Source organism: Ferrimonas sediminum (genome assembly GCF_900100175.1).
Lineage (GTDB): Bacteria > Pseudomonadota > Gammaproteobacteria > Enterobacterales > Shewanellaceae > Ferrimonas > Ferrimonas sediminum.
The window spans coordinates 21,890-48,170 of record NZ_FNEM01000018.1 but is presented as its reverse complement, the minus strand read 5'-3'; the positions used below and the strand labels follow the sequence as shown (position 1 = coordinate 48,170).

The 26,281-nt window shown below is 58.6% G+C and carries 26 protein-coding genes; all 26 read right to left on the bottom strand.

Going from position 1 to position 26,281, the window contains the following annotated elements:
• Window positions 1-36: 36 nt before the first annotated feature.
• Window positions 37-492: a flagellar export protein FliJ gene (fliJ, locus tag BLT77_RS16650; protein WP_090367504.1), complete on the bottom strand. Its 456-nt coding sequence runs from the start codon at window positions 490-492 to the stop codon at window positions 37-39.
• Window positions 493-501: 9 nt separating this feature from the next.
• Window positions 502-1,842: a flagellar protein export ATPase FliI gene (gene fliI, locus BLT77_RS16645; protein WP_090367502.1), complete on the bottom strand. Its 1,341-nt coding sequence runs from the start codon at window positions 1,840-1,842 to the stop codon at window positions 502-504.
• Window positions 1,829-2,767: a flagellar assembly protein FliH gene (fliH, locus tag BLT77_RS16640; RefSeq protein ID WP_090367500.1), complete on the bottom strand. Its 939-nt coding sequence runs from the start codon at window positions 2,765-2,767 to the stop codon at window positions 1,829-1,831. Before fliH ends, fliI begins: the two co-directional genes overlap by 14 nt.
• Window positions 2,768-2,770: 3 nt before the next feature.
• Window positions 2,771-3,817 (bottom strand): flagellar motor switch protein FliG, encoded by a 1,047-nt coding sequence (gene fliG, locus BLT77_RS16635; RefSeq protein WP_090367498.1) that lies wholly within the window; start codon window positions 3,815-3,817, stop codon window positions 2,771-2,773.
• Window positions 3,810-5,513 (bottom strand): flagellar basal-body MS-ring/collar protein FliF, encoded by a 1,704-nt coding sequence (gene fliF / locus BLT77_RS16630; RefSeq protein ID WP_425431743.1) that lies wholly within the window; start codon window positions 5,511-5,513, stop codon window positions 3,810-3,812. Before fliF ends, fliG begins: the two co-directional genes overlap by 8 nt.
• Window positions 5,514-5,558: 45 nt before the next feature.
• Window positions 5,559-5,873 carry a flagellar hook-basal body complex protein FliE gene (gene fliE, locus BLT77_RS16625; protein ID WP_090367494.1) on the bottom strand — a complete coding sequence of 105 codons (315 nt, stop codon included), beginning with the start codon at window positions 5,871-5,873 and terminating at the stop codon, window positions 5,559-5,561.
• A gap of 78 nt (window positions 5,874-5,951) precedes the next feature.
• The gene (locus BLT77_RS16620) at window positions 5,952-7,295 is read right to left on the bottom strand and encodes a sigma-54-dependent transcriptional regulator (protein WP_090367492.1); all 1,344 of its coding nucleotides are present in this window, start codon (window positions 7,293-7,295) and stop codon (window positions 5,952-5,954) included.
• On the bottom strand, window positions 7,292-8,335 hold the full coding sequence (locus BLT77_RS16615) for a sensor histidine kinase (protein WP_245709980.1): 1,044 nt from the start codon (window positions 8,333-8,335) through the stop codon (window positions 7,292-7,294). The genes BLT77_RS16620 and BLT77_RS16615 overlap by 4 nt, the downstream gene beginning before the upstream one ends.
• Before the next feature lie 319 nt (window positions 8,336-8,654).
• Window positions 8,655-10,088, bottom strand: a complete 1,434-nt coding sequence (locus tag BLT77_RS16610) for a sigma-54 dependent transcriptional regulator (protein ID WP_090367490.1) — start codon at window positions 10,086-10,088, stop codon at window positions 8,655-8,657.
• A gap of 206 nt (window positions 10,089-10,294) precedes the next feature.
• Window positions 10,295-10,696, bottom strand: a complete 402-nt coding sequence (gene fliS, locus BLT77_RS16605; protein ID WP_090367488.1) for a flagellar export chaperone FliS — start codon at window positions 10,694-10,696, stop codon at window positions 10,295-10,297.
• 1 nt (window position 10,697) lies between these two features.
• Window positions 10,698-11,018 carry a hypothetical protein gene (locus BLT77_RS16600; protein WP_090367487.1) on the bottom strand — a complete coding sequence of 107 codons (321 nt, stop codon included), beginning with the start codon at window positions 11,016-11,018 and terminating at the stop codon, window positions 10,698-10,700.
• A gap of 2 nt (window positions 11,019-11,020) precedes the next feature.
• Window positions 11,021-12,340 (bottom strand): flagellar filament capping protein FliD, encoded by a 1,320-nt coding sequence (fliD, locus tag BLT77_RS16595; RefSeq protein WP_245709979.1) that lies wholly within the window; start codon window positions 12,338-12,340, stop codon window positions 11,021-11,023.
• Window positions 12,341-12,418: 78 nt separating this feature from the next.
• The gene (locus tag BLT77_RS16590; RefSeq protein WP_090367484.1) at window positions 12,419-12,805 is read right to left on the bottom strand and encodes a flagellar protein FlaG; all 387 of its coding nucleotides are present in this window, start codon (window positions 12,803-12,805) and stop codon (window positions 12,419-12,421) included.
• Window positions 12,806-12,997: 192 nt separating this feature from the next.
• Window positions 12,998-14,206 (bottom strand): flagellin, encoded by a 1,209-nt coding sequence (locus tag BLT77_RS16585; protein WP_090367483.1) that lies wholly within the window; start codon window positions 14,204-14,206, stop codon window positions 12,998-13,000.
• A gap of 642 nt (window positions 14,207-14,848) precedes the next feature.
• Complete coding sequence (flgL, locus tag BLT77_RS16580) at window positions 14,849-16,054, bottom strand: flagellar hook-associated protein FlgL (protein WP_090367481.1); 1,206 nt, start codon at window positions 16,052-16,054, stop codon at window positions 14,849-14,851.
• Window positions 16,055-16,063: 9 nt separating this feature from the next.
• Window positions 16,064-17,989: a flagellar hook-associated protein FlgK gene (flgK, locus tag BLT77_RS16575; protein WP_090367480.1), complete on the bottom strand. Its 1,926-nt coding sequence runs from the start codon at window positions 17,987-17,989 to the stop codon at window positions 16,064-16,066.
• Window positions 17,989-18,933, bottom strand: coding sequence for a flagellar assembly peptidoglycan hydrolase FlgJ (flgJ, locus tag BLT77_RS16570; RefSeq protein WP_090367478.1), 945 nt, complete (start codon window positions 18,931-18,933; stop codon window positions 17,989-17,991). The genes flgK and flgJ overlap by 1 nt, the downstream gene beginning before the upstream one ends.
• A gap of 9 nt (window positions 18,934-18,942) precedes the next feature.
• Window positions 18,943-20,031: a flagellar basal body P-ring protein FlgI gene (locus BLT77_RS16565; protein ID WP_090367476.1), complete on the bottom strand. Its 1,089-nt coding sequence runs from the start codon at window positions 20,029-20,031 to the stop codon at window positions 18,943-18,945.
• A gap of 10 nt (window positions 20,032-20,041) precedes the next feature.
• Window positions 20,042-20,716, bottom strand: coding sequence for a flagellar basal body L-ring protein FlgH (gene flgH / locus BLT77_RS16560; protein ID WP_176819358.1), 675 nt, complete (start codon window positions 20,714-20,716; stop codon window positions 20,042-20,044).
• Between the two features lie 6 nt (window positions 20,717-20,722).
• Window positions 20,723-21,511, bottom strand: a complete 789-nt coding sequence (flgG, locus tag BLT77_RS16555; protein ID WP_090367472.1) for a flagellar basal-body rod protein FlgG — start codon at window positions 21,509-21,511, stop codon at window positions 20,723-20,725.
• Between the two features lie 21 nt (window positions 21,512-21,532).
• The gene (locus BLT77_RS16550) at window positions 21,533-22,273 is read right to left on the bottom strand and encodes a flagellar basal body rod protein FlgF (protein ID WP_090367470.1); all 741 of its coding nucleotides are present in this window, start codon (window positions 22,271-22,273) and stop codon (window positions 21,533-21,535) included.
• A gap of 165 nt (window positions 22,274-22,438) precedes the next feature.
• Window positions 22,439-23,839, bottom strand: coding sequence for a flagellar hook protein FlgE (flgE, locus tag BLT77_RS16545; protein ID WP_090367468.1), 1,401 nt, complete (start codon window positions 23,837-23,839; stop codon window positions 22,439-22,441).
• A 15-nt stretch (window positions 23,840-23,854) separates the two neighbouring features.
• Window positions 23,855-24,538, bottom strand: a complete 684-nt coding sequence (locus BLT77_RS16540) for a flagellar hook assembly protein FlgD (protein WP_090367466.1) — start codon at window positions 24,536-24,538, stop codon at window positions 23,855-23,857.
• 10 nt (window positions 24,539-24,548) lie between these two features.
• Entirely contained in the window at window positions 24,549-24,965 is a 417-nt protein-coding gene (gene flgC / locus BLT77_RS16535) for a flagellar basal body rod protein FlgC (protein ID WP_090367464.1), read from the bottom strand.
• Window positions 24,966-24,967: 2 nt separating this feature from the next.
• Entirely contained in the window at window positions 24,968-25,369 is a 402-nt protein-coding gene (gene flgB / locus BLT77_RS16530) for a flagellar basal body rod protein FlgB (RefSeq protein ID WP_028113136.1), read from the bottom strand.
• A gap of 80 nt (window positions 25,370-25,449) precedes the next feature.
• Window positions 25,450-26,277, bottom strand: coding sequence for a CheR family methyltransferase (locus tag BLT77_RS16525; protein ID WP_090367462.1), 828 nt, complete (start codon window positions 26,275-26,277; stop codon window positions 25,450-25,452).
• Window positions 26,278-26,281 lie beyond the last annotated feature (4 nt).

Below are 26,281 nucleotides of genomic sequence, written 5' to 3'. Positions count from 1 at the left end.
GGTAAGCCAAAATCATTGCTGAGTTAACTGCAAACTCTATGCCATTCGTTGGGCGCGACTTCGCAAATATTGCTGAATGGCAAACTCGTCCAACTCAGACTGCTCGCGCTTCTCGGCCCGAGCCGCGCGGCGCTGATGCTCTTTGTCGATAAGCAGCGCCAACGCCTTCTGCTTCTGCTGAATCAATTGCCAATGCTGCTGAAACTGCACCACCGCTTCATCGGCGGCATGAATCTGGGTGTGCTGATCGTTAATGGCACCGTCCAGCTTGGCGATGAAGTGGTAATACTGCTGATAGTGGTTGGCTGCCACCAGGTTGCCGGCCTTTTCATCGGCCTGCTTAACGTAATCAAACCGGTAGGCCTGCAGTTGCTTTAACTGCTCGCGCAGGGCGTCAGCCTGGGAGCGGGCACTGCGCAGCTGCAACTGTGCCTTTTCCAGCTCCTTGTCCGCCAGTTCCAGTACCTTGGCCAGCTGTTTAGGATCCGCCATCAGTTAACCTCAGACCTTGCAGTTGGCCGCCAGGCGGGCCAACTGCTCCAGGCTTTCGGTGTAGGACGCCGAACGCTTCATCTCCTGACGCAGGAAGGCGTTGAACGCCGGCTGCATGGCAATGGCCTTATCGACTTTCGGATCGGAGCCTTTGGAGTAGGCGCCGATGGCGATCAGATCCTGATTCTGCCGATAGGCCGACCACAACTGCTTCACCATCACCGCCGCGGTCTGGTGCAGCTGCTCGGTCACCATCGGCATCACCCGGCTGATGGAGGCTTCGATGTCGATGGCCGGGTAATGGCCGCTCTCCGCCAGTTGTCGTGACAGTACGATGTGGCCATCGAGAATCGCCCGGGAGGCATCGGCGATGGGATCCTGCTGGTCGTCCCCTTCGGTGAGCACGGTGTAGAAGGCGGTAATGCTGCCCTGACCCGGGCCGCCATTGCCGGCCCGCTCCACCAGCTTCGGCAGCTTGGCAAACACCGATGGCGGGTAGCCCTTGGTGGCCGGCGGCTCGCCGATGGCCAGGGCGATCTCACGCTGGGCCTGGGCATAGCGGGTCAGGGAGTCCATCAGCAGCAGCACATTTTTGCCACAATCGCGGAAGTACTCGGCGATACGGGTAGAGGTTTCGCAGGCCCGCAGCCGCATCATAGGGCTGTTATCCGCCGGTGCCGCCACCACCACCGAGCGGGCCCGCCCCTCCGGCCCCAGAATCTCTTCGATGAACTCTTTCACCTCCCGGCCCCGCTCCCCCACCAGGCCCACGACGATGACATCGGCATTGGTGCCCCGGGTCATCATCCCCAGCAGCACCGACTTACCGACACCGGAGCCGGCAAACAGGCCCATGCGCTGCCCCTGCCCCACGGTCAGCAGGGCGTTGATGGTGCGCACACCGGTATCGATAGGCTGAGAGATGGCACGGCGGGCCATAGGGTTGAGAATGGGTGAGCTGTGGGCGGCACGATGGCGGGTTTTCAGCGGCCCCAGGCCGTCAATGGGTTCGCCGTTGCCATCGATCACCCTTCCGAGCAGAGCATCGCCCACCGCCAGGCCGCGTCGGCCACCAATGGGCGTGACCCGGGCGCCGGGCAGCACCCCCTTCATCTCTTCGATGGGCATCAGGTACAGCAGTTGATCATCAAAGCCGACCACTTCGGCCAGAATCTCGCCACTGAGGGTATCGATGGCACACAGGGAGCCCACCGGAGCCCGGCATCCCACCGCTTCCAGGGTCAACCCCACCACTCGCAGCAACTGGCCACTGGCCACCGGTTTCTGACTGGCAACGTTGTGCTGCCAGGCACGAACCCGTTGCTGCAGACGGTCGCTACGCAGCGCCATGAGGGTCGCCTTGCGGCTCTGGGCTGGCTGGGACGGCTTCCGGCCCGGCGGCGCTCGGCGCCGTCTCGGTCGTTTCGGCCGTTACCGGCTCCGAAAGTTGGGGCGCGGAGTCAACACGGGGGTAGTCCGGCTCGTCCACGGGAGGCCGTGGCTGATTGATGAATTGATTGAGAATGGCGTCAATCCGCTCCGGCAGTGGCATCTCGACGCGGGAGCGCTTGGTATTCACCTGGACGCTGCCCTGGCTCAGGCTGGGTTCCAGTTCCAGCCGCCAGTCACGCCGGGCCAGTTCCTGCTCGCCGTAGCTGAGTTTGACCAATTCCAGATCCGCCGCCGATAACCGAATGGTGATCTGCTGTTCCTGGCTTGGCAGGGCTTCAACGGCCTGACGCAGGGCCAGCAACAGCGGCTCTGGCTGGGTTTTCACCTCGCAGCCGATCACCGCCCGGGCCAGTTGCTGAGTCAGCTCAATCAACTCCTGCTCGACCTGGCTGTCTACCGCCTGCAGCGGTGCAATCAGTTCATTGAGCAGGGCGTCCCATTGCTGCATCTGCAGGGCAATCTGCTTTTTGCCCTCCTCCAGCCCCTGCTCCAGGCCTTGGGCAAACCCCTGCTGGTGGCCCTCTTCCAACCCTTTAAGGCGGCCCTCTTCGATCCCTTTCTGGGTACCCTGCTCGATGCCGGCTTCAAAGCCTTCCTGCTGGGCATCGGTACGAATGGCTTCAATCTCAGCCAGTGTCGGCGGTGGCGGCACCTCTTCCGGTTCGGGATCCGGCTCGGCCGGGGTGGTATGCATGTTGACTGCATTAATCTGGGCGCGGTCGGAAGCCTGAGTCACGTCAGGCAGTTCCCACTGCTCCGCCTCCCCCTGTTGCAACTGCGACTGGAGGTGGCGGGTATAAGCGGCGCGGGTCTCGTTGCTCATGAATTACAAAAACTCTTCGCCACCGGCGCCGCCAAGGACAATCTCTCCGGAGTCGGCCAGTCGGCGGGCAATGGACAGCACCTCTTTCTGTGCCGATTCCACTTCCGACAGGCGCACCGGGCCCATGGCTTCGAGGTCGTCGCGCACCAGTTCCGCCTGGCGCTTGGACATGTTGCCGAGAATCTTCTCCTTGAGCTGGTCGTCCGCCCCTTTGAGGGCACGGATGAGCACCTCCTGCTGCAACTCCCGCAACAGCACCTGCATCGCCTTGTCGTCCATATCCGACAGGTTTTCGAACACAAACATCAGATCCTGAATCTGCTGACCCAACTCTTCGTCGGTGTCGCGAATCGACTCCATCAGCTGGCCTTCCATACCGGTATCCAGGTAGTTCATGATGTTGGCTGCAGCCTTCAGGCCGCCCATCTTGGCTGCCTGAGCCCCCGCCTGACCGGCGAACTGTTTCTCCATGATGTCGTTGAGTTCCTGCAACGCGGCTGGCTGCACCTCTTCCAGATTGGCGATTCGCAGCATCAGATCCAGTCGTACCCGCTCGGTAAACTGGCCCATGATCTGGGCCGCCTGATCCGGTTCCAGGTAGGACAGCACAATGGTCTGAATCTGCGGGTGCTCGTTCTGGATGATGTTGGCCACCTGGCGGGCGTCCATCCACTTGAGGGAATCCAGGCCGGTGGCGCCATGGCCCATCACAATCTGGTCAATCAGGTTGCCGGCTTTGTCTTCACCCAGGGCGTGGGTCAAGGCCTTGCGGACAAACTCCTGGCTATTGAGGCCGATGGAGGAGAACTTCTTAATCTGCTCCAGAAACAGGCGGTGCACGGCGGTGACCTTATCCTGGCTGAAGTTGGACATGCCCGCCATGGCCATGCCGACTTTCTGCACCTGCTTGGGCTCGAGGTTTTTCAGCACCTGGGCGGCATCCGATTCTGACAGGCTCAGCAGAAGAATCGCTGTCTTTTCAACGCCATTAAGGTTTTTTGGGTCAAACTCACCCGGTGCCACCGGGGACACGTCGGTCAAATCAGGCATCGTCTTCCAACCAATGTATAATTACCTGGGTCGACAGCTCAGGTTCATTGGCCACCAAGGCTCGAATGGCACGCAGCATGTCGTCTTCTTTGTGCAGATCCGGCAACAGAATCGAGCCGTCATCGGCATAACTGTAATCCCCTTCACTCTGGGCCAGCATGCCCAGGGTGTCGGCGGCGTATTGATCTTCAATCTCGGCCAGCTCTTCGCCAGGGGCCAGCGCCTTGGTCTTGTCACCCTGTGGATCCAGCAGGCGCTTCATCATCGGGCGAATCACCGCCAGGACGATAACGATGATCACCAGAGCGCCACTGCCAAACTTCACCAGACGCCAGAACAGTGGCTGTTCATACAGGGGCAGTTCAGGCGCTTCCAGAGACACTCCCTCAGCAAACGGAATGGTGATCACGTCGACCATGTCGCCACGGCGACCACTGAAACCGATGCTGCCCTCCAGCAACCGTTGCAGGTTGGCCAGCTCCTGTTCGCTGCGGGGTTGAGGCGTTGCCACCCCGCCTTCGGGCGCTGCACCCAGGGTGTAGTCCACCGCGACCGACACGGTAATGCGGCGCACCACGCCAACCTGTTGGCGCACATGGCTGACGGTAGAGTCCAGCTCGTAGTTGCGGGTGGCCTCGGAGCGGCGGCGGTTGCTGCCAATGACCGAGGTTTCGCCGTTGGTGTCCACCTGCTGGGGAATGTCGGAGTTCATGGGAGGCTGGTTGGTGAGGGCACCGGGAATGCCGATGGCATCTTTACCGTTCTGGTTATCGGTGACCACCATCTCACTGCGCAGTGACGGCAGATCCGGGTTGTAGCGCTTGGAGGTTTCCTCCACGGCGGAGAAATCCATGCTGACGTCCACCTGGGCGGTGTAGTTACCGATGCCCAGCACCGGAATCAGTATGGAGTCAATTTTACGCAGCAGCGCTTGCTCCTGCTGAGACTCCACTTCCAGCTCGCGACGGGCACGGCTGGAGACGGCATCCTGGCTGCCGGAGTTCAGCAGGCGGCCGTGCTGATCGGTCACGGTGACCCGTGACGGAGACAGCTTGTGCACCGCCGAAGCGACGATGTCGACGATGGCATCCACCTCGGTCTGACGCAGTTCAGTGTTACGGGCCAGCCCCACCACCACGGTCGCCGAAGGTTCGGCCTGCTGGCGGGCAAACACGTTGGTTTTCGGCAGGGCCAGAATCACTCGAGCACGGCTGACACTGCGTAGCTCTTGGATGGCGCGAGCCAGGGTCTGCTCCTGGGTGTGCTTAAGCCGGGCCGACTCCAGCCGCTGACTGACGCCGAAGCCGCTCTCCTGGTTAAGGTAGTCCTGTTCGGTGGCGTTCGCGTTCTCCAGGCCGGCTCGGGTCATGCTCAGGCGAATGTCGTTGTACTGGTCTTCCGGCACCGAGATAACGTTGCCCTCCACCTGGTACTCGATCTTCTGCTGATCCAGAAAGTCCAGGGTCTCCACCAGCTCGGCGGTTTCCATCTTGCCTAACGGCCGGTAGTCCGGCTCCTGAGCCCAGATGACAATAAAGACCACCAGCAACAGACACACGGTCAACGCCAGGATCAGAGACACCTGACGCAGTGTATCGGTCCCGGCCAATGATCCGAACGGGTTGGCTTTATTCTCTTCTACGGCCGCGGTATCACCGCCCTCTATGGGCAATGCCGCGTCGTTTCCCAGCGCCAACTGGGTTGACTGATTCGCCTCTGCCACGCTTTTACCTTAAGCCCATTAAACGGGCATACTCATTATCTCTTTATAGGCTTCAACAAGCTTGTTGCGAACCTGGATGGTCGCCTCAAAGGCCACACCGGCCTTCTCTTTGGCAATCATGGTGTCTGACAAGGTCACGCTGCTGTCTCCCAGCTCCAGCCGGGTCGACAGATCCGAGGCATTCTTCTGTAAACCATTTACGTGATCGATGGCATTACCCAGCAGCGCTTCGAAGTCGCCGCTTGGGCCAGCGGTGGGCTGCAACGCACCGGGCTGGGCTTCCAGCGTCAGTTGCTGCATCTCACTCAGCATTGGATTAGAGCCAATCTCCATCTCGAGCTACTCCTTACCGTTCTTCATCATCATTGTTGTTGTAATAAAACCTCGACCAGGGCACGCAGTGTACAGGCTTCACGCCGGCAATTCGATCCCCATGTCTCTCATCTTGGCCAATTTGTACCTTAGGGTGCGGGGGCTGATCCCCAGCTGCTCGGCCACCGCCTTGCGGCTGCCGCCGTGGTGGTTCAGGGCATCGACGATAATCTGATGCTCCTGCAGTTTCAGTTCGTCCCCGAGGCTGTCTGACTTGGCGTCGACCACCTGAGCCACGGGCATCACCGGCGCCGTGCCGGTATCGATAAACAGGTCATCCGCTTCAATGTTCTGGCCAATGCAGAGGATCAACGCCCGCTGCACCACGTTTTCCAGTTCACGCACGTTCCCGGGCCAGGCATGTTGCTTCAGCTTGAGTCTGGCGGCCTCGGTCAACCGGGGCATCGCGCCACCGCTGCGGCCACTGCAGTGACGGCCAATCAGGTGCTCGGCCAACGGCACGATGTCACCGGGGCGCTGACACAGGGGCAACCAGGTCAGCGGAAACACATTCAGGCGGTAGTACAGATCCTCGCGGAACTCACCGTCGGCCACCGCCTGCTTCAGATCCCGGTTGGAGGTAGCCAGCACCCGCACATCCAGGCTGAGGGTCTTGCGACTGCCCAGGCGCTCCACTTCCCGCTCCTGCAACACCCGCAGCAGTTTCGACTGCAGGCTGAGATCCATCTCGGTGATCTCATCCAGCAATATGGTGCCGCCCTGGGCTTGCTCAAACTTGCCGGCACAGGCGGTCACCGCACCGGTAAAGGCGCCTTTTTCATAACCGAACAGGGTGGCTTCCAGCATGTTTTCCGGAATGGCGGCGCAGTTGATCGCCACAAAGGGCGCACTGGCACGAGGCGACTGCTGGTGCAGATAGCGCGCCAACACCTCTTTGCCTGAACCACTGGGGCCGGCGATCATCACCGAGGCGTCGGACTGTGCCACCCTGCCAGCCAAGGCCAGCAGTTGCTGGCTGGCGGGGTCGGCGGCGATGGGTTGGGGCACCGGATCCGGCATCGGCATCAGATAGCGCTCCACCTGGTGCAACAGCACCTCCGGGGCAAACGGCTTGGCCAGGTAATCGCTGGCGCCGCAGCGCATCGCCTCCACGGCGGCATCGATGGTGCCATAAGCGGTCATCAACAGGACCGGTAACTGCAGATCTTTGGCCCGAATGGCTTTCAACAACGCCACCCCGTCCATACCGGCCATCTGAATGTCGGATATCACCATGTCCGGGCGCTGTCGCCCGATCTGAATCAGGGCTTCCTGGCCATCGCCGGCTTCCAGACACTGGTACCCCCCCAGCATCAGGGTGTCCACCAGAGCTTCTCTCAGGCCCAGATCATCTTCAACCACTAAGATGGTGTGCTTACTCATGCACGTTGTTCCTCTTGCTGTTCCAGGCATGGAAAGGTCAGGGTAAATTGGCTGCCCTGTCCGGGCAGGGATGCCAGGCTGATGGTGCCATCGTGAGCCCGGCAGATGGAGTGCAGCACCGCCAGACCAAGGCCGGTACCGTTGGCCTTGGTGGTGTAAAACGGCGTCATCGCCTGCTGTTGCTGTTCCTGGGTCATGCCGTTGCCGTTATCCGCCACCTGAATCACCGCCCGGCCCTTGAGCTCGGACACGGTGATACGAATGGCACTGGCATTGGCTTCCAGGGCGTTATTGATCAAGTTTTGCAGCGCGCCCTGCAGGGCCGTGACATTGGCCTCAATATAGGGTGAGGCCTGAAATGCCCAGCTGAGGTCGGCCTGACGCTGCTGCAGCACCGCTTCGCAGCTGGTGCCCAGATCCTGTATCAGGTTGACCACCGACAACGGCTCCAGCTTCTGGGTATGACCGCCGCGGGCAAACAGCAGCAGATCATTGACCCGCTGCTCAAGTTCCCCCAACCGTGCCATCAGCTTCTGCTGAAACCGTGCCCGGCCGGCGTCATCCAGCTTGGGGCTGGCCAGGTTGGCACCGTACAGCAGGGCGGCGGACAGGGGGGTGCGGATCTGGTGCGCCAGCGACGCCGCCATCTTGCCCAATGCCGACAAACGCTGCAGGTGGGAGACGTTATGTTGCATGCGGCGGGTTTCGGTCAAATCGGTGAGCATCACCAGCTGGCCGGATTCCGGTGTCAGGGAGCGGGTTTTCAGACTGATGCGTTTTCCATTCTTTAATGACACTTCATGACCGTCGTCCGCTCTCGGGGCGAAGGCCGAGTCAATAATCTGACGCCAGGCTTTTCCCTCCAATGGCTGCTCCAGCAGTTCGCAGGCGGCGGGATTGGCCTGTTCCACAATGCCCATCTCATTCAGCAGCAAAACCCCGGCCGGCAGACAATGCATCTGGTGATTCAGGCGGCTTTCGGCCTGGCTACCCGCCATGGGGGCATCAATGGAAGCAAGGGTGGATTGGCTGGCCGCCATGTAGTCATCCTGTCAAAAAAAAGTAAATCTGAACGCGATGAGCAAATAATGCATGAATTATGCCAGACACTGGCATTTAAAAGGGCAATAACAGGATAGGTAAAAAGTGACGCTCGGGCAGCCTTGATTCACTCAATGTGTGATCTTGGTTTAATTCAGAGGTATCAACAGCTTGAACATAAAACTCAAAACACCAATGTTGCGACACCGATCACAGTTTGCTGCAATTCCGCGTCGACAGCGGTCGCCGCAACGGAGGAAGAAGATGTTAACGAATAAGGAAAAAGCGGAAAAAAGGCGGCAATCCTGCCGCCGGTTTTCAGGCCTTGCTCAGACCGTACTTGCGCATCTTCTCCACCAGGGTGGTACGGCGCATGCCCAGCATCTCGGCGGCCTTCGCCACCACGTTGCTTTGTTGGTCCAGAGCCTGGCGAATCATCTCCACCTCCAACTCGGCCAGCATGTCCTTGAGGTTCAGGCCGTCTTCAGGCAGTTCAGACGAGAACTTCTGCTCCGGCAGTTCAATGCTCTCCTCACCGGAGAACAGCGCGGCCAGCGCATCACGCTCCTGCAACTCTTCCGGGTATTCCGGCGAGTACTGGGGCACGTCCACATGGCGGTACTTCAGCGGCAGGTCGTTCACGTCCACCAGACCGTTGGGATAGAGAATCACCATCCGCTCCACCAGGTTCGACAGTTCGCGAACGTTGCCGGACCAGGGGTGGGCCACCAGCGACTCCACCGCACGCAGAGTAAAGCGAACCGCGCCTTTGCCCTCGCCTTCCAGGCGGGTCACCAACTCCTGAAGCAGCAGAGGAATGTCCTCTTTTCGCTCACTCAGAGCCGGCATTTCGATGGGGAAGACATTGAGGCGATAGTAGAGATCCTCACGGAACTGATTCTTCTCTATCATCACCTCGAGATTTTGATGGGTGGCGGCCACGATTCGTACGTCCGCCTGCAGAGGCTTGGTGCCCCCGACCCGCTCAAAGGTCTTTTCCTGCAGCACCCGCAGCAACTTCACCTGCATGTGAGCCGGCATGTCGCCGATCTCATCCAGAAACAGGGTGCCGCCTTCGGCCATCTCGAACCGGCCTTTGCGGGTACCGATGGCACCGGTAAAGGCCCCTTTCTCATGTCCGAACAGCTCACTTTCCAGCAGTTCGGCCGGAATGGCACCGCAGTTTACCGGGATAAAGGGGCCGTTACGGCGCTTGGAGAGGTAATGAACATTACGCGCCACCACCTCTTTACCGGTGCCGGACTGACCCAGAACCAGCACGGTTGCCTCGGTCTCGGCTACCTGGGCCATCAGGTGACGCACCTCGGCGATGCTCTCACTTCGACCGACCAGGCTGCGGAACAGTTTAGTCTGGTTGGCACTGGTGGGGGCAAGCTCATGACGAGTACGGTTGTACACCTGGCAGTAATGCAGCATCTCGGTCAGCTGGGCATAACTGAAGGGCAGCGCGATTTCGCCAACCAGGTTGGCAATCTCCAAGGGACGCGTATCCAGACACAGAAATGGCTGGTGAGGAAAATCACGCAACAATTGAACTGCGGTTTCGCTATCGGTCTCATTATTTTGACCGAAGATCACACTTCTGTAGCGTTCTGAGTCATTCAGTCGCATCGGGAGTTCGGCCATTTTAACTGACTCGACCTGCTCTCCCAGGAAGTTAAGTAAAAAGCTTAGTTGTTGGAGCCGTTCCGGGTCCCAATCCACTAATAATATGCTTTGTTCTGTTTGCATTACTTATCTTCCGGCCATACCCGCACTAATTAGCAATTTAAGCGTAGCTAATTGAAAATCCGACTTAAAGCACTCACTAGAGGGTGCATTGACTGCCTGAGCAGCATTTCTTGTCCGGTTATTGTAATGAGAAAGTACATATTAGCAAGCGACCTGGGTTTCTGACGGTTAATAAGCGGCCAACAACCCAGTTTACTTAAAACAGATTATGCCGGCTGCTTAATATGGTGATGTTCTGCCGGGATGGCATCCCAGCCCTCTTTAACCGTCTTCAGCAGATCCACGACTTCATCCACGATGCCACTGTCGTTTCCGGCGTTGGCTTCGGCAATGCGGCGCAGAACGTACTCATACAAAGACGCAAGGTTAGCGGCAATCTCACCGCCCTGTTCACGATCCAGGGAGGCTTTCAGATGGGTGATGATCTCCATGCTGCGCCCCATCAATTCGCCTTTTTTAGCCACTTGATTGGTTTCGATGGCCAACTTCGACTGAATCAATTTGTCGATGCTGCCGCCCAGCAGAAGCTGCACGACCTTATGGGGGGAGGCTTCGGCCTTCTGGCTGTCTACGGAAACCTGACGGTAAGCTTTTAAAGAACCACGCATGTTACTTTCCTAATTCTATGTTCTGGTAGACGGAGACCTGCTTGCGGCCCTTTTTATAGCCGCCCAGCTGACCTCTTTGTTTTTCGAGCTGGCTCTTGCCCTGCTGGGCAAGGCCGCGGGAGATATCCAGCTGAACCTTCAGCCACTCTCGGTTTTGTGCCAATTCGGTATTCAATAGCTCCGCCAGGCAAACGCGGCGAGCCTCGATCTGCTCGTTAAGCCGGGGCAGCAGGTCATCCCGCCCCTCCACGTCCGCCGCCTCAATCTGGCTGAGCAGTTCGGAGATGGACTGACTGATCTGCTCCAGAGACTGTTGATTCATAATCAATCCCGGGTAAAGCCAGGCAAGGCATCAAAGCGGGCCTGCAGGTCGGAGCTTTGAGCGGTGAGCTGCGATACCGCTAGATCCATGGCGTTGAACTGGGCGTACAAGCGGTTCTCATAGGCCAGCATCCTGGTATCCAGGGCCTCGCGATCCTCTTCGATTCGCTTTAGCTGGTTATCCAGGGAGTCTTCCCGGCCATCAATAAGACCGCCGGTACCGGCATAAACTTCGACTGCGCTATCCAACCTGGCCGCCAGACCGGTTTCCTCTGCAGTAAACAGATCGTTCAGGCTGCCAATGTCATTTTCCACGGCCCCCTTCAACTTATCGGTATCGATCTCCATTTTTCCGTAACGGTCGATGGTGATACCGAACATTGATGTGGATTTCTGGCCATCGCGGGTGTCAAACAATCCCCCAAGGATGCCCCGCATCTGGCTTTGGATGCCACGGGGCAGGGAATCCCCCTGCAGGGTCGAGGACTTTTCAGTATCGGCGTTATAGGCGGTCAAGTCCGCCAGGGTGGTCATCAACTCGTTGTAGGATTCGACGAAGGACTCGATGTTATCGATGATCTTGTCGTCATCATTGGCGATGGTGACCTTGGTGGTTTCGCCGATGTCCGCCTTATTGAGATCCAGGGTCACCCCTTGGATGGCGCCGTCGACGCTGTTACTGGCCGAGGTCACCTTAAGGCCATCAATGTGGATGATGGAATCCTTTGCCGGTTGCAGCTCGGTGGTGGTACCGAAAACACCGGTCAGGGCAGCATCACCACTGGCGCCAAGGGTTATCTGGTTGTCGATGCCGGTTTCTTTGGAGCTGAGGATGAGACGGCTGCCGCTGTCATCGGTCACGATGGTGGCATTGACGCCAACGTTATCCTCGGCCTCATTGATCTTTTTCATGATCTCCTGCAGCGAATCCTCCGCTGCCACATCCACGGTAAAACTGTCGCCGTTGACGGTAAAGTCTAGAGCCCCGGCCCCGATGGCTGCCTGTGGATCGGCCACCACACCCGTGCCCAGCTTCTGGCTCTCCGCCAGTTGCTCCACCTGGATGTTGTAACTGCCGGCCACCGCCTCTTCGGTCGCGGTGGCGCTGAGGTAGCTCTTCTGATTCAGGGTGACACTGCGTGGAGCAAAGGTTGAGGCATCAGAGAGTGCTTCCAGGGCATCCTGAAAGGTGGTCAGTGAGCTTTTGATGCTGCCAAAGGCGGAGATCTCTCCCTGGATGTCGGCTTCCTTGGCATCCATGCTGGCCTGTTTAGGCACCTTCTCGGCATCGACCAAAACCTTGACGATATTATTAATATCCAAACCGGACCCCAGGCCCACTGCGGTTAAGCCCATACACTCACCTTTGCCTCAACGTCCGCGCCATGGCGCGGCAGATTATTAAATCTCGTCCTTTACCAGCAAACCGCTGGCTTCCGACATTCGGGCGGCAAGTTCCAGCACCTCTTCGGAAGGAATTTGCCGGATCACATCGCCGCTGTTGGCTTCTATCACCTTGACGACGCTGCGATCGGTGTCTTCATCAATATGAAAACGAATCTCTTTATTTATGGAGTCGAAAAACTCGTTCATGCCACGGGTGGCCTCGGCCACGCGCTCATCGAACGCTTCTTTCTTCTCTTCGGTACGGGCTGTTGCCGTCACCGCATCGGCCGCAACGGCTTCAACCTGTTCCGCCTTGTTGCGCTGCTGCTCGGTAGCCAGTTCTGGCTTTAAGACCGGTTTTGCAACATCTGTGCCAATCGTATTAATGAGTGTGCTATCCATGGTCCCTTTCCTTTTCCAGATAGCCAATTACCAAAGGGCGGCGCCCTTTGACACAATAACCACGGTGATTTTACCGCCGTCTTTCCTGTCATCGGCCACAGCCACAAAAACTTTAACGGTATCTGTGCGCTTTTTGACCTTTGGGCACAAAAAAGCCCGGCTAAGCCGGGCTTTTCTCCAATCGATGCTGGATTACAGCAGCGACAGGGCTGCGGAAGGCAGCTGGTTGGCCTGGGCCAGCATCGCGGAGGAGGACTGGGACAGCACCTGCTGCTTGGACAGCTCGGCGGTCTCCTTGGCGAAATCCACGTCCTGAATCCGGGAGCGGGCATCCGACACGTTGGTCTGAATGTTACCCAGGTTGTTGATGGTGTGACCCAGACGGTTTTGAATCGCACCCAGGTCGGCCCGCTGGTCATCGATCATGCCGATGGCGCTGTCGATCACGTCGATGGCGGACTGGGCACCGGTGGCGGTGGAGATATCCAGGGTTGATACATAAGAGTTGCCGGAATCGTCAGCACCAGTCATGGATGCAGGCATACCAGCAATCTCATCGTTACCTGCTTCGTCAGTCGCAGTAGTCACTTCAAAAGAGGCGCCGTTGGCAACCACACCCGCAATATCCACGCCAGTACCTGCAGTGTCAACTGCTGCGGTAATGCCTTCCACGCCATCGGCGGTCAATTGGTCGTTGATGGCAGTAGCAAAGCTTGCTGCATCAGTCACGGCCGCCAATGTAGCGTCATTCAGAGTCACAGTAGTAGTAGTCGCATCGGCGTTAGTCAGGGTGAACTCCAGGCTACGGCTGGTACCACCGGCGCCGGCTTCGGTCAGAGCGGTGATGTCCGCAGCGGCGAAGTTGCCAGTAACAGAGCGCTTCTCAGTGGTACCGATGGCGTCGGCGCCCATATCACCCAGGGTGATGCCGATGGTTTCGTTGGCGTTAGAACCCACCTGGAAGTCCTGGGTGCCGTAGCTGCCGTCCAGCAGGGACTGGCCACCGAAGTTGGTGGTGTCAGAGATACGGGTCAGCTCGGTCTGCAGGGCAGCAACCTCTTTCTGCATGGAAGCGCGGTCTTCGGCGGAGTTGGAGCCGTTGGCGGACTGCAGCGACAGGTCACGCATACGCTGCAGGATGTTGGTGGACTCCTGCAGGGCGCCTTCGGCGGTCTGCGCTACGGAGATACCGTCGTTGGCGTTACGCATCGCTACATCCAGGCCGTTGATCTGGCTGGTCATACGGTTGGAGATCTGCAGGCCGGCGGCGTCGTCCTTGGCAGAGTTGATGCGCAGACCGGACGCCAGACGCTCCATGGAGGTCTGGGTGGCGCTGTTGGCCTTGTTCAGGTTGCTCTGGGCCTGCATGGAGGTGACGTTGGTGTTTACACTTAAAGCCATGATCTGTTCCTCGTTAACTCGGGCGATATTGCCTGGTTTGTCGCGCCGAGCCGTGGGCGCGTCCTGGTTTCAATTAGGGTATCGGCTTCATTTGCGGCTGCTTTAGGCTTTTTTCAAAATTTTTTAACGCCGTAATATCGGTTTTGTATGAATTCAACTCAATGATCTTGCTCAGATAACCTGGGGCACACGTTATCGATGCTCCCAAAGGCGGTGCTGACCTTCGCGCCCCTGGTCAACGCTTAAGGCGCCCGCACTCCATCTTCGCCACCCTGTTGCGGTTACCCGGGTCAAAACCGATGGGCCCCCGCTTTCGCGGGGGAGACACAAAAAAGTGCGGGGGAGACACAAAAAAGTACAGAGGAAACACAAGAGAGTACGGAGGAAACACAAGAGAGTACGGAGGAAACACAAGAGAGTACGGAGGAAACACAAGAGAGTACGGAGGAAACACAAGAGAGTACAGAGGAAACACAAGAGAGTACGGAGGAAACACAAGAGAGTACGGAGGGGACACGAGAAAGTGCGGGGGAGGCACAAGTAAAGTACGGAGGAGACTCGGGACGGTGAGGTGAAGAACCGACAAGCGGGGGTCACCGAAGGTGAGGGGCGCCCCCGGTGACCTACCCAAACGATATAGGCTTAGACGAAATCAAACAGCGACGTATTCCCCATCTGACCGAAGGTTTTCGTCAGGGCGTTCATGGCCAGGGACTGGCGCTCGAACTCGGAGATGGCGGCGGCATAATCCAGATCTTCCAGGTTGGACTTGACGCTCTCGGACACCAGCTTCATGTCGCTGTGCTGGGCCTCAAAGGTATCCAGCGCCTTCATGCGGTTACCCACTTCGGCACGGACCCCCGTGGCGTGGTTAAAGGCTTCGTTGAAATCCGCCAGAATCTGGGCGTACTCCGCCTGGGCGGCCGGGCCTTGCAGGCCATTGGGGGTATTGAGCATGTCGATGGCCCGATTCATGATGCCAAACACATCCTGCTCGGTGCCTTCGTTCAGGGTCATTGAATCACCGATCTTGGGCTCGCCACTGATGACCACCTCGATGCCGTCGAAGGCGATGGCACTGCTGTTGTCAAATGCCGCCGGCCCGGCGACCCGGGTGCCGCCACCGTCGTAGACTTCGTAAGCCAGGTTCCCGGAACCATCATCAATAAAATCGAACTGGTAACTGCCGGACTGCGGCACCCCCGGGTTCACCACCCTGGCAGACTCGACAAAAAACTTGTCGGACATGGTGGCATTGGCGTAATCCGCCTGGTAGTCGCCACTGCCGATGGGGATCGACATGAACACCTCATCGCCGGGGTCATTGACCGGGACGCTGACCCCGTCACCGACCATCGCGGTGCGCTGACCACTGTTGCCCGCATAGGAGACGGTTCCGCCCTGGGACATGAACGGCGGCGTATCCGTCTTGGTGCCGGCAAAAATGTAGTTGCCGGACTCATCCTGGGTGTTGGCCAGGCTAAGCATCGCTTCCAGACTGGCCGCCAGGTCGCTGGCATGAACTTCACGGCTGTCCTGGGACAGGGCACCGTCGTTACCGGCCAGCATGATATCGCGGGTACTCATCAGCAGGTTCTCGTAGGAGGCCAGGTGGGGCTCCTCCTGACGCAGGCGGTTATTGGCCAGGTTGATGTTGGCTTCATACTGGCTCAACATCGCCGACTGCTGCTTGAGGTTCTCAATGGCGATGTTGGCCACCGGATCATCCGCTGCGGTATTGATCTGCTTGCCGCTGGACAGTTGCTGCAGCGTCCGGTTGTTCTGGGACTGCAGGTTGGTCAGGTTGTTGGTGTTCAGGTTATAGAACTGAAACGTTGAAACGCGCATCCGTTCCCCCTATCGCAACGAAGTAAACAAAGTATCAAAGGTTTCCTGGGCCACGGTCATGATTCGGGCCGAGGCCTGGTAGGCCTGTTGGAACCGCAGCAGGTTGGCCGCCTCTTCATCCAGGTTGACACCGGACTCCGACTCGACCCGGTTCTGGGCCTGGGCAAATACCGCCTGGGCCGAATTCATGCCCACCTCGGCGGCCGCTGCCTGGCTGCCGACCTCGGTGATCACCCCCTGGAAGGTATCGATCAGGGTCGACTTGCCACCATCAAGCAGCTTGATGTTAGGAATCTTGCCCATTTCGACCGCGTTGGCGTTGTCGCCGACGGCAAAGTCCAGGTTCATGCTAAAGCCGCTGCTGGCGGTGGTGTTATTGTCGATCTGCACCTCAAAGCCCATGGCATTGACGGTGTTGCCGGTATAAACGCCGTTGTCGAGCACATTGCCATCGGGATCGGTCACCTGATAGGTATTTTGTCCCGGCGGCACCGACAACGGGTCGTTGGGCGTCACCGACAGGCTAACCTCTCCCGACGGGAAGTTGGCGTGGGTCCGATCCACCGACAGCAGTGATGCTTGACCATCGCCGGTACTGGTCTCGATGCTGTACCCGGCCGCCGCCAGCAACTTGGGATCTTCAATCTTCAGATTCAGGCCTTTGGCGGCGTTGGCCGTAGGCATGATGGCCCATTTGTCACCGGCCACCGGAGCACCGCCACTGGTGTCCATCACCACGCTGAACCCTTCCGCCGAGCTGTAACGCGTCGGGTCGGAGGGGTCCTGCACCATGGTGGAGGTCGCCCCATGCTCGTCGGTCAACTGATAGTTGGCGCCATCAAAGCTCATGGTGTACTTGCCACCGGTGAGCTGGTCGATGTCATCGATGAAGACTCTGGTTTCGGTGCCGCCGGCATTATTACCGGAGCTGGCACTGCGGCCAATGGCCATCTCCGCCGAGTTGATATCGGCAAACAGGTTCTGACCCACATTACCGTTGAGGTCGAAACCGTTAGCCTGGGTGCGGTTCATGGAGTCGGCGATGCCGAGAGCCATCTTGCCCAGATCCCGCTCCGCAGGCAGCAAGACGTTGTCCCGGTAATCCGCCAGCGCCTGCAGCTGGCCTCCGACGTTGCGGCCGTCCAGGGTGATCTTCTGACTGCCGGTATCGATGGTGTAACGCAACTCATGGCGCACCGGGTCGCCGTCGGTGGTGCCCAGCTCGAGCTGGTTCGGCCCGGACACCAGCATAGCCGCGCCCCCCATCATCACACTTTTGACCCCCTGCTCCTGCTCGATGACGTTTACCTGAACATAATCACTGAGCTCGGTAATCAGCTGGTTCTGATAATCCAGCAACTGCAGATCCTTGCCCGCCACCTTCTGCATCTGACTGTTGATATCGGCCAGCTCCTTGGTGATGGCGTTCACCCTGTCCACCGTAGTGATCACCTGCTCGTTGGTCTGGCGCAGCTGGCTGGTCAGACTCTCCGCCATGGTATCAAAGGAGCCGGACAGCTGCCCCAGGGCCACTAGCACGTTATCGCGGGCGCTGAGGTCGCTGGGAATGTCGGCCATGTTGTTGATGGCATTGAAGGCGTTGTTTAACGACTCGGGAATGGCGTCACCGGAGACCGAAAACACCTGGTTCAGTTCATCCGCTTTGGCATAGCTGGTCTTGGCATTAGCCAGCTGGCTGACACTCAGATGCAGTTCCCGGGCCGAGTAGCTGTTGTACACCCGGGTGACATCGGCCACGTAGGAGCCGGTGCCGACAAATTTGCCTGCCAGAAACAACGACTGGGAGGTGCGCTGTTCCGCTACCTGGCGGGAGTACCCCTCGGTACCGGCATTGGCGATGTTGTTACTGGTGACCTGCAGTCGCTCCTGAGCCGCCAGGACTCCGGAGCGACCGATGTTCATTAAGTCAGCCATTAGTTACTCCCCTTTGGCACCAAACTGGTGTCGGTCATCAGACGCTTCATTACCTGTAAAACTTTGTCTGCGTAGGCAGGATCGGTGGCATAGCCGGCGTGCTGCAATCCTCGAATAAAGCCTTCGTCGTTACCGGCATCGAGGGCGTCACGGTATCTGGGCTTATTCACAAAATCGACAAAATCGGAGAAGCTATCGGCAATGTCGCCATAGACCCGGAACTCAGACCGCCGTTTCACCGGCATGCCCTGCTCCACTTCCAGCGCATTGATGGCCACCTTATCGCCCTGCCAGCTGCTGCCCGCCTTGATGTTAAACAGATTATTGCTGCTGCCCTGTCCGGCAGGCAGAACCTTGCGACCCCAGCCGGTTTCCAGTGCCGACTGGGCCACCAGCAGCTCGGGGCTGACCCCAAGCTTGTCGGCGGCGGCCCGGGCATGGGGCATCAGGCTGTCGACAAAGCTGCGGGGCTGGCTGAAATCCGGTTCGGGGTTCACCGCCGCCGCCAGTGGCGGTCGCGGCAACACCGGCTCCGGCTCAGCGGCCGGTTCGGTAACAGCAGAGGATGGAGTAACGGATGCCGCCATCGCCATGCCGGCCTGGCCCCGCAGCGCCGACGCCGGTGTCAGGGCGTCGTCGCCCCCCAGCTGGGCCACAATCAGATCCGCCAGACCCAGTGCGCCCTGGCTGGACAGTTCGGACACCAGTTGCTGATCCTGCATATCCTGATAGAACTTGCTGGTCTGGCTGTTGAAGGGGCTGTCGGACTCCAGCACGGCACTGGCACTGCGCATCTCTTTGAGCATCATTCCCAGGAAGATGCCCTCAAACTGCAGCGCGACCTCTTTGAGACTGGCATTGGGATCTGCCTGCGCCTTCTGACGCAGGTCGTCCATGGCTGCCAGGTCCATGTAATGATTTGGATTTTGCTTTAATGGATCCACCACTGTCCCCTAGATGATCACCAGCTCGCCGCGAAGCGCGCCAGCCTGAGACAACGCCTCCAGAATCGCCATCAGATCCGAGGGCGCCGCCCCTACCTGATTGACGGCCCGCACCAGTTCATCCAGGGTGACGCCGGGGTCGAACTTAAACATGCGACGATTGGACTGCTGGACACCGATGCTGCTGTTGGGGGTCACCGCGGTCTGACCCCGACCAAAGGGGTTAGGCTGGCTGGTCTGCAGATTCTCGGAGATGGTCACCGTCAGACCGCCATGGGTGATGGCCGCCGGCAGTAACCGGACATTCTTGCCCACCACGATGGTGCCGGTACGGGAGTTGACGATCACCTTGGCCGACTCATCGGCGGGTTCCACATTGAGGTTTTCCAGCGTCGCCAGGTAGGCCACCCGCTGTGATCGATCCCGGGGGGCCGATACCTGGATGGAGGTCGCATCCTGAGCCCGGGCCACACCGGGACCCAACAGGCCGTTGATGGTGTCAGCCACCCGCTTGGCGGTAGAGAAGTCCGGCCGCTGCAGGTTAAAGGTCAGGAAGTCACCATTGGCAAAGGGGCTGGGGACACTGCGCTCGACAATGGCACCGTTAGGAATGCGGCCAACGGTGGGGGTATTCTGAATCACACTGGAGCCATCGGCACCGGTGGCACTGAAGCCGGACACCACCAGGCTGCCCTGGGCCAGCGCATACACCTTGCCATCGGCCCCCTTGAGGAAAGTCTGCAACAGGGTGCCACCACGCAGGCTCTTGGCACTGCCGACGGAGGAGACGGTAATGTCAATCTGCTGGCCCGGTTTGGTAAACGGGGGCAGTTCGGCGTGCACGGCAACCGCCGCCACATTTTTCAGCTTGGGGCGGGCGCCGGGCGGCAGGTTGATGCCGAAGTTGGACAGCATGGTGGTAAAACTCTGCTCGGTGAAACGGCCCTTTTCACCGGTACCGGGCAAACCCACCACCAGTCCGTAGCCCACCAGTTGGTTACTGCGAACCCCTTGCACATCGGAGATGTCCTTAAGGCGCAGCGCCTGTGCCGCGGGGGAAGCCAGCACCAGGGCCAGGATGGCGACAAACAGTCTCATATCTCGCTCCCTAGAAAGGCCACAGAGGACCGCTGAAGAAGGCGGCTAGCCAGCCGGTCTTCTGCGATTCGGCAAAAGTGCCGGTACCACTGTATTGAATGCGGGCGTTGGCCACCCGGGTGGACTCGACGGTGTTGTCCGGCTTGATGTCGCGGGGGCGAATCAGGCCGGTCAGGCGGATGTACTCTTCGCCATCGTTAATGGTGATCCATTTCTCACCGCGAATCACCAGGTTGCCGTTGGACAGCACCTGCAACACGTTGACCGAGATGGAGCCATCGAGGCTGTTGCTCTGATCCGCATCCGCCTCCTTGGACAGATCCAGTTTCTCTTTGTAGTTCAGGTCGATGGTCTGGCCATTAATGGTGATGGGCGCGCCGCCAGCACTGATGGGATCCAGGCTCATGGAGTTGTCTTTGGACATCTCGTTGGTGGCACTTTTCTTGGCCTTGGTGGACTCCACCAAATTAACGGTGATCACATCACCGACCCGGTGGGCCTTGATGTCGGAATACAGCTCGTTGGAGAAGGTATCCTGGTAGATGGAGCCTGTGGTCACCACCTGCGTCGGCGGCAGGTCCGGATAGACCGGCGCATAATAGGGGTCATCGGGCAGCGGACCGCCCGGGGTGGTGCATCCGGCCAGCGCCAGCAGGCTGGCGGCCACAATCAGGACTCTCATCACGGCTCCTTACAGCTGCTGGTTGAGGTTGGCCAGCATCTGGTCAACGGTGGAGATCACTTTGGAGTTCATCTCGTACACCCGCTGGGCTTCGATCATGTTCACCAGCTCTTCGGTCACGTTGACGTTGGAGGTCTCCAGAGCGCCCTGACGGACAGAGCCCAGGCCGTCGAGGCTGGGAACCCCGGCAATGGGAGCCCCGCTGGCGCCGGTTTCCAGAAACAGGTTCTGACCGATGGGCTCGAGGCCGCTGGCATTGACGAAGTTACTGATCTCGATCTGTCCGACCACCACGTTCTCCGCCACACCCGGGGTGCGAACCGACACTTCACCTTCGGCCGACACACTGATGGACTGGGTGTCTTCGGGAATCACAATGCCCGGATCCAGCACGTAACCGGAACCCGGAGTCACCATCTGACCCTCTTCGTCCAGAGTGAACTGGCCATTACGGGAGTAGGCAATGGTGCCGTCTGGCATCTGAATCTGGAAAAAACCCGGGCCATCGATCATCAGATCCAGGCTGTTGTCTGTGGTCAGCATGTTGCCCTGGGAGAAGATTCGCTGGGTAGCCGCCACCTTGGTACCCGCCCCCAGGGTCAGGCCATTGGGCAGCTCGGTATTCTGGGCACTGATGCCGCCGGCCTGGTTGATGGTCTGGTACAGGAGATCTTCAAACACCGCCCGGCTTTTCTTGTAGCCGACGGTGCTGGCGTTGGCCAGATTGTTGGAGATGTTGGCGATTTCTGTTTGCTGGGCATCAAGGCCCGTCTTGCTAATCCAAAGTGCCGGTTGCATGTTGCTGTCCCTTTAATCTGGTTACACCCGCAAGAGTTTTGCGGCTGACCTGTCATTCTCTTCTGCGGTTTTCATCATCTTCAGTTGCATGTCGAACTGGCGCTGCATCTCAATCATGCCCACCAGTTCGTGCACTGGACTTACGTTACTGCCTTCCACCGCGCCGCTGAGTAGCTCTACCTCGACATCGGCCTGAAAAGCCGCGCCTTCCAGGTTGCGAAACAAGCCATCCTCGCCTTTAGTGAGTGAGGTCAATGGCGGGTTCACCAGTTGCAGCTGGGCCACCTCCTCCATGGCGTTGGCCGGGGCCCCCTGAGGGCGGACGGTGATAATGCCGTTGGAGGCAATCTCGACCTTCTCGATGGGCAGCGGCAACAGGATGGGGCCGCCTTCCCCCATAATGGGTTGCCCCTGGGAGTTCATCAGCAAGCCACTCTCATCAATCTTCAACGACCCGTTACGACTGAGCGCCTCTTTGCCTTCGGCATCCTCCACCACAAACCAGCCTTCGTTCTTGATGGCAACGTCGAGGTCGCGATTGGTGGTCTGAATGGAACCGGCATCAAAGTTGGTGGCCGGGCGCTCGGTCAAGGCAAACACCCGGGTGGGTAAGCCTTCGCCAAATGCCTGCATGCTGCGGGCCTGGTACAGGTCCGCCTTGAACGCATCGGTGCGTGCATTCGCCAGGTTATTGGCGTGCACCCCGAGGGCATTCATGTTCTGGCTGGCCCCGGTTGCGGCGATGTAGAGCATGTTATCCAAAAGTGACTCCAAAGATGGCGCTTGCTGTGGTTTGTCAGGATAAATGCAATTGCTATGCCAAGAAAAAATGGGCGATTTTGTGGCGGTTCAGGGGCAGTTAAGAAAAATCAAAGGCAGGAAGAGGAAAAGGGTTGCCGCCCCGGAGGCCGGGGCGGCAATCCGATATTATCGGATTTGCAGGATGTTCTGCTGCAACTGGTTGGCGATATCCAGGGCACGGGAGTTGGCCTGGAAGTTGCGCTGGGCACTGATGAGATCCACCAGTTCGGTGGTCAGGTCGGTGTTGGACTGCTCCAGTGCGGCGGAGTTGACGCTGCCGAAGGCACCGGTATTCGGCTCACCAATCAGCGCTTCACCGGAGGCCAGGCTCTGTTTCCAGGAGGTGTTTCCCTGCTGGGACAGTCCCTGCTCGTTGGCGAATCGGGCCAGTGCCACTTTACCCAAAGCCACTTCGGTACCGTTGGAATACGTAGCAGCAATCAGACCATCAGCAGCCACTTCCACGTTGGTCAGACGGCCCACGGTGGCCCCGTCCTGCTTCAACTGGGTCACTTCAAACGACGACGCGTACTGGGTCGGGTTATCAAAGCGCAACTCTACCCGCTGAGTGCCATCGGCGCCGGGGCCAATGACACCGGCACCGGTGTTACCCAAAGCAACACTTTGAATCATGGTGGGGTTTGAGCCGATATAGTTACCGGTGTCGTCAAAGCTCAGCACCGCGCCGGTGTGGCCGGACGCGTTGACGGCTGCCACGTTCTGCAGATCAGTACCCGCGGGAGGCGGCGTAATCACACCGTCACCATCAACGTCCTGATCCCAGGTACCGTTGGTGGCGGCGCCACCGGCATCACCAAGGTTGACCGGCTTGTCGTCCATGGTCATGAAGGTGATCCACTGGTTGTTGTTGTTCAGCGCGCCGCCCGGTGGTTTGACGAAGTACTGGGTCATGATGTGCGGCTCACCCAGGGAATCGTACACCGTTACCGAGGTGGCGTTGTTGTAGGTGGTCGGATCCGCAGCATCGAAGTTGGCCGGATCGTGGGTCACATCCGCCGCCGGCAGGTTCATGGACATATTGACCTGAGAAGTCTGTGTCGGCTGGCCGGCGGTTTGGGGAATCTGTACCGGTGTGGTGGTGGAGATACTCACCGACTGCACCGAGCCATCATCGTTCACCGGCAGCGCCATCAGGTAGTTGCCCAGGGAGTCCACCATGAAGTTCTGGTCATTCAGCTTAAAGGCACCGGCGCGGGTGAAGTTGTAATCCTGAGTACCAAACTCCGAGGTGGTCACAAACATGCCGTTGCCGTTGATGGCCAGATCCAGAGCGTTGTTGGTGAACTGCAGCGAGCCCTGGTGGAACTGCTGGGCCACCTCAGAGGTTGCCACACCACTGCCGACGTTGGTCTTGCTGTTGGTAAACAGTGAGTTGGAATAGACGTCAGCAAACTCCGCCCGGGATTCCTTAAAGCCAATGGTGTTGACGTTGGCAATGTTGTTAGAAGTGGTATCCAGATCCTTCTGGGCGGCGTTCAGGCCGCTGAGTGAGATATTAAAAGACATGCTTTTTCCTCTTGATTACCCTTCTGCGACTGCCAATACATCAGCAAGCTTGATGCCGCCAACACCGCGCAGATTAAGGACTGTATCGAAATTTGCTCCGCCCAGCGTGACACTGCTGACGTGGGCGTAGGTAAATACGGGCAGGGTCTCGGTCTTACCACCGACCAGAGCCTCTGCGGTAAAGCTGTAGTTGCCCGCTGGCAATTTGTTGCCATCGGCATTGTTGCCGTCCCAGTTGAAGTCGACGTTACCGCCGCTGCCGGCCGGCACCTCAAGGGTGCGCACAATCTGTCCGGCCGAATCCTTAACCTTGACGGTCATGGTGCCGGCCCCGGCAGGCGCGGCAACGACACCGGCAACCGGGTTAACACCGTCGCTGCTGCCGGTATCAGAGGGGATCAACACCTTCTGCCCCACCAGGCTGCTGGCTTCCAGCGCCTGGGAAGAGGTCATGGAGGCGTTCATGTTTTTGATCTCTTCATTGAGGGTGCCGATGCCATCGACAGTGGCAAACGACGACATCTGAGAGATCATCTGATCGTTATCCACCGGCTTAAAGGGATCCTGCATGGACAACTGCTGCGACAGCAGGGAGAAGAAATCTTCCTGAGTCAGCGCCTGGTTGTTATTACTCTCCGGCAGAGAGGACTTGTCCTCCCACTTCAGGGAGTTGAGGTAGTTATTGTCGATCGTGCTCATCGTTTACCTCCTACTGCCCCAGTTTCAGGGTTTGTTTAGCCAGGGTCTTGGCGGCGTCCGCGACTTCGACGTTGGCCTGATAGCTGCGGGATGCCGAGATCATGTTGGCCATCTCCTCCACCACATTGACGTTCGGCTTGTAGATGTAGCCGTCTTCATCTGCCAGCGGGTGGTTGGGGGAGAACTCGCGTACCAGAGGCTTATCGCTTTCAACGATGCCCTCGATTTTGACGCCGGACGCAGCCTGCTGCTGGGCGCTGAATTCATCCAACTGGGCGGCAAACACCGGCTGCCGGGCCCGGTAGGTGTCGCCGGCACTGCTGCTGACGCTGTTGGCGTTGGCGATGTTACTGGCGGTGGTGTTCAGTCGCACGTTCTGTGCCGACATTCCCGAACCTGCTACATCAAAAATGTTGAATAAGCTCATGGTTATTCGCCCCTGATGGCCTTGCGCATCCCCTGGAACTTGCCGCCGAGAAACTCAAGCGTCATCTGTTGCTCCAGGTTGTTTTGCATGAAATTGTTGCGTTCCACATTGAGATCGACGGTATTGCCGTCACCGGTATCGGGCTGCAGCGGCACCCGGTATGCCAGACCCGCGGTCGGCTCCAGGCCAAGATCAAAATGCTTGTCGTGGGTCTTGCTCATGGACAAGCCACCGCTCTGGCCACTCTTGGCCTGATTCAGTGCCTGCTCAAAGTCCACGTCCTGAGCCTTGTAGTTAGGGGTATCGGCGTTGGCGATATTGTTTGCCAGCACTTCGGCCCGCTTGGAGCGGACACCCAAGGTGTGCTGGTGAATGCCCAGGGCTTTGTCAAACGATATGGCCATTGTTGCCTCCTAAAAACAGTCTTGCCCTAGAAAAGCAAAAGGCGTGCCAATGGCACGCCTTTTAGTCAGGAGAGGAAGCGTTATCGCTTTCTATGTATGATTCCCTCTGGGAATCTGAGCATTTCGAACTGATCGCTTAACCCGGCCAGGGACTCGGATGCCCCCAGAACCAGATAGCCCCCCGGGTTCAAAGCGGCAGCAAATTGCCGCAGGATCTTGCCCTTGTCCTCCGCCGAAAAATAGATCAGCACATTGCGACAGAATATGATGTCAAATTTCCCCAGCAGCGCGTAGCTGTCGAGCAGGTTCAGCTGGCGGAAGTTCACCATGCGGCGAACCTCATCCTTCACTTTCATCCCTTTTGCCGATGGCTGGAAAAACTGTTTGCGCCGCTCGGGAGACAAGCCCCGGGTCAGTGCCAACTCATCGTACTCGGCGGCCTTGGCCTGGTCGAGGATCTGGGTGGACAGATCGGTGGCGACGATATCGATGCCGGACATCAGCATGCCGGGGCGTTTCTGGCGGGTCTCCTGGGCGATCATCGCCATGGAGTACGGCTCCTGCCCCGAAGAGCAGGCCGACGACCAGATACGAATAGGCCGCCCAAGCTTGGCCAGTTCCGGCAACAGCTGTTCAGACAACAGCTGATAGGGGTAGTTATCCCTAAACCAGAAGGTTTCGTTGGTGGTCATCGCTTCGATCACGGCCATGCGCAGCTTGCCTTGCTCAGGACGCATGGATTGCTTGACCAGTTCAGACAGGCTAGCAACCTGAAAGGACTTCATCAGCGGACTTAGGCGGCTACGTACCAGATACTGCTTGTTATCACCCAATACGATGCCGCACTGCTTCTGCAGGAAGGCGGCAAAGGTCTGGTACTCAGTAGGAGCTAAGGTTTTCGTCGGCACCGAT

What these genes read in the sequence shown, in the direction of transcription:
- fliJ (WP_090367504.1), bottom strand. Translation starts at nt 492, where the DNA reads ATGGCGGATCCTAAACAGCTGGCCAAGGTACTGGAACTGGCGGACAAG.
- fliI (WP_090367502.1), bottom strand. Translation starts at nt 1,842, where the DNA reads ATGGCGCTGCGTAGCGACCGTCTGCAGCAACGGGTTCGTGCCTGGCAG.
- fliH (WP_090367500.1), bottom strand. Translation starts at nt 2,767, where the DNA reads ATGAGCAACGAGACCCGCGCCGCTTATACCCGCCACCTCCAGTCGCAG.
- fliG (WP_090367498.1), bottom strand. Translation starts at nt 3,817, where the DNA reads ATGCCTGATTTGACCGACGTGTCCCCGGTGGCACCGGGTGAGTTTGAC.
- fliE (WP_090367494.1), bottom strand. Translation starts at nt 5,873, where the DNA reads ATGGAGATTGGCTCTAATCCAATGCTGAGTGAGATGCAGCAACTGACG.
- BLT77_RS16620 (WP_090367492.1), bottom strand. Translation starts at nt 7,295, where the DNA reads ATGAGTAAGCACACCATCTTAGTGGTTGAAGATGATCTGGGCCTGAGA.
- BLT77_RS16615 (WP_245709980.1), bottom strand. Translation starts at nt 8,335, where the DNA reads ATGGCGGCCAGCCAATCCACCCTTGCTTCCATTGATGCCCCCATGGCG.
- BLT77_RS16610 (WP_090367490.1), bottom strand. Translation starts at nt 10,088, where the DNA reads ATGCAAACAGAACAAAGCATATTATTAGTGGATTGGGACCCGGAACGG.
- fliS (WP_090367488.1), bottom strand. Translation starts at nt 10,696, where the DNA reads ATGCGTGGTTCTTTAAAAGCTTACCGTCAGGTTTCCGTAGACAGCCAG.
- BLT77_RS16600 (WP_090367487.1), bottom strand. Translation starts at nt 11,018, where the DNA reads ATGAATCAACAGTCTCTGGAGCAGATCAGTCAGTCCATCTCCGAACTG.
- BLT77_RS16590 (WP_090367484.1), bottom strand. Translation starts at nt 12,805, where the DNA reads ATGGATAGCACACTCATTAATACGATTGGCACAGATGTTGCAAAACCG.
- BLT77_RS16585 (WP_090367483.1), bottom strand. Translation starts at nt 14,206, where the DNA reads ATGGCTTTAAGTGTAAACACCAACGTCACCTCCATGCAGGCCCAGAGC.
- flgL (WP_090367481.1), bottom strand. Translation starts at nt 16,054, where the DNA reads ATGCGCGTTTCAACGTTTCAGTTCTATAACCTGAACACCAACAACCTG.
- flgK (WP_090367480.1), bottom strand. Translation starts at nt 17,989, where the DNA reads ATGGCTGACTTAATGAACATCGGTCGCTCCGGAGTCCTGGCGGCTCAG.
- BLT77_RS16565 (WP_090367476.1), bottom strand. Translation starts at nt 20,031, where the DNA reads ATGAGACTGTTTGTCGCCATCCTGGCCCTGGTGCTGGCTTCCCCCGCG.
- flgG (WP_090367472.1), bottom strand. Translation starts at nt 21,511, where the DNA reads ATGCAACCGGCACTTTGGATTAGCAAGACGGGCCTTGATGCCCAGCAA.
- flgE (WP_090367468.1), bottom strand. Translation starts at nt 23,839, where the DNA reads ATGTCTTTTAATATCTCACTCAGCGGCCTGAACGCCGCCCAGAAGGAT.
- BLT77_RS16540 (WP_090367466.1), bottom strand. Translation starts at nt 24,538, where the DNA reads ATGAGCACGATCGACAATAACTACCTCAACTCCCTGAAGTGGGAGGAC.
- flgC (WP_090367464.1), bottom strand. Translation starts at nt 24,965, where the DNA reads ATGAGCTTATTCAACATTTTTGATGTAGCAGGTTCGGGAATGTCGGCA.
- flgB (WP_028113136.1), bottom strand. Translation starts at nt 25,369, where the DNA reads ATGGCCATATCGTTTGACAAAGCCCTGGGCATTCACCAGCACACCTTG.